This window comes from Pseudomonadota bacterium (genome assembly GCA_030775045.1).
Classification (GTDB): domain Bacteria; phylum Pseudomonadota; class Alphaproteobacteria; order JALYJY01; family JALYJY01; genus JALYJY01.
Window position 1 is genome coordinate 1 of the sequence record JALYJY010000148.1, and the last position, 2,067, is coordinate 2,067.

Annotated in this window: 4 protein-coding genes; 2 read left to right on the top strand and 2 right to left on the bottom strand. The window is 54.5% G+C overall.

Going from position 1 to position 2,067, the window contains the following annotated elements; all coding sequences use genetic code 11:
- Positions 1-355 precede the first annotated feature (355 nt).
- Positions 356-622, bottom strand: a complete 267-nt coding sequence (locus M3O22_09275; protein MDP9196930.1) for a DUF3489 domain-containing protein — start codon at positions 620-622, stop codon at positions 356-358.
- 47 nt (positions 623-669) lie between these two features.
- Between M3O22_09275 and M3O22_09280 the strand changes: the two genes are divergently transcribed.
- Together M3O22_09280 and M3O22_09285 are read left to right on the top strand one after the other, a co-directional pair.
- Complete coding sequence (locus M3O22_09280; GenBank protein ID MDP9196931.1) at positions 670-909, top strand: helix-turn-helix transcriptional regulator; 240 nt, start codon at positions 670-672, stop codon at positions 907-909.
- 82 nt (positions 910-991) lie between these two features.
- Complete coding sequence (locus M3O22_09285; GenBank protein ID MDP9196932.1) at positions 992-1,435, top strand: SRPBCC family protein; 444 nt, start codon at positions 992-994, stop codon at positions 1,433-1,435.
- Positions 1,436-1,452: 17 nt separating this feature from the next.
- On the opposite strand, the gene prmB is transcribed toward M3O22_09285, so the two are convergent.
- Positions 1,453-2,067 (bottom strand): 50S ribosomal protein L3 N(5)-glutamine methyltransferase (gene prmB, locus M3O22_09290; GenBank protein MDP9196933.1); only part of this gene is annotated, 615 nt, incomplete at its 5' end.

Genomic DNA, 2,067 nt, shown 5'->3' on the forward strand with positions numbered 1-2,067 from the left:
CCTCAGAGGCCTGGCTCCTCATCGCATCCATCCGGCGACAGACACGCCTCATCGCAAGGCTGAAAAACTCATAATGGGGAGTTTTGAGTCAGACTCTTATGATGTTTCTGCTAAAATCAAAACGATCTTGGATCAATCAGGTATTTAAGAAAAAATCGCCGAAAGCGCTTGATAAAAATCCGGTATTGGTTCGTTCCTGTTCCCTGCCAAACGACAAAATACTCGCAATATTCAGGGAAGTTCTAGTGTGGGTCCCATTCTCACCGCCATCAAGACCTTGTATCCTGCAAATATGTTTCCTGCCCTGTAAAAAATCCCGCAGCACAGTTTCCGGCTGGACCACACCAAAGAAACCTCAGACCGCCGAATTACCGACCAGACGATAACATATCCGATTGTCCTTGCTGATATATCGTTCAATGCTGTGGCCACTTTGCCGCAACCGGGTTATGGCCGCACGAACTGTATTGGGCTGCCAGTCCAAAGTCTCGACCATATCCTGAATGGTCTGCCCGTCCGGCTGCCGGAGCAGGTAAATCAAATAGGCTTGTTTCGTGAGTTTTGGATGGCCTGCCGGTGTCTTCAGGCCACGTATGCAATTGCTCTGCATTTTTGTCTTCATGATTGTTGCCTTATGATATTTGTTGAGTATACTCAATTGTCAGGCTTATGGCCAAGCCTTTTCTTGGTCATATGGAAGATTTGCGAAAAACTGTTGCCCGGAATTTGCGTCGGTTACGGCAGGAAAAAGGCTGGTCACAGGAGGAACTGGCGTTCCGTGCGGAAGTCGACCGCAGCTATATCAGCATGCTGGAAACCGGAAACTCATACAGCGCAACAATCACCATGCTCGGCAAACTGGCCGCCGCCCTGGAAATTGAACCTGTCGAACTGCTCACCAGAAAATAACCTTCCGGGTCATTGCCGATCCGACAGCTTCAACGTAGATTTCTGTTTCTGCCTCACCATTAAAAGACCATAGGCCATGACCATGAAAAACACTGTCCGCCTGCACCACGTCCTGGCCGCAAAGCCGGAAAAGGTCTACCGCGCCTTTGTTGATCCCGATGCCATGGCAAAGTGGCTGCCACCCAACGGCTTTACCTGCAAGGTGCACCATGCCGACGTCCGGGTCGGCGGCACGTACAGGATGTCATTCACGAACTTCACCACAGGCAAAAGCCATGCATTCGGAGGCGAGTACAGGGAGCTCGTGCCCGGTAAACGGCTGCGCTATACGGACAATTTTGAGGATCCGGCCCTGGCGGGGGAAATCCCGGTGACGATAGACCTCAGGGAAGTATCTGTCGGGACAGAACTGCATATCGTCCAGGAAGGCCTTCCGGATGTTATACCGCTGGAAGCCTGTTATCTGGGCTGGCAGGAATCGCTCCGCAACCTGGCGCGGCTCGTCGAGCCGGAAATTAACCAGTAGAACGCCGGACTTTCCGATCAGCGCATATCCTTTGCGGCCAGCCAGAATACTTCGCCACTGCTGTGTTCTGTATCCAGCCACAGGAAGGGCAGGCCAGGGAATTCTGCCTCCAGGATCTCCCGGCCGGTGCCAACCTCACAGATCAGGCCGCCACCCGGCTTTAGATGGGTCGGCGACTGCCTGATGATTTTCCGGACGAGGTCCATGCCATCAGTACCGCCGGCGTGGGCCATGACGGGCTCGTGCCGGTGCTCGGGCGGGAAAGCCGCCACTACAGCGTCCCTGACGTACGGGGGATTGGTGATAATCAGGTCATATTTTTTCCTGGCAACCGGCGCAAACAAGTCTCCCCGGTGCAGATGCACGCGGCCTTCCAGCCTGTGATCGCGTACATTGACAGCAGCCACCTCCAGCGCATCAGCAGACAGATCCACTGCATCCACCTGCGCTTTTTCAAACAGGCGGGCGGCAATGATGGCCAGACAGCCGGAACCGGTGCACAGGTCCAGCACGCTGCCGACGCTGTCCGTATCCTCAATCCCGGCAAAGCTGATATCGCCGGTCAGGATCTCGCCGATGAACGATCGCGGCACGATCACCCGCTCGTCCACATAAAAGGGGATGCCCTGGAT

Coding starts and splice junctions, on each gene's coding strand:
- M3O22_09275 (MDP9196930.1), bottom strand. CDS start 622: ATGAAGACAAAAATGCAGAGCAATTGCATACGTGGCCTGAAGACACCG.
- M3O22_09280 (MDP9196931.1), top strand. CDS start 670: ATGGCCAAGCCTTTTCTTGGTCATATGGAAGATTTGCGAAAAACTGTT.
- M3O22_09285 (MDP9196932.1), top strand. CDS start 992: ATGAAAAACACTGTCCGCCTGCACCACGTCCTGGCCGCAAAGCCGGAA.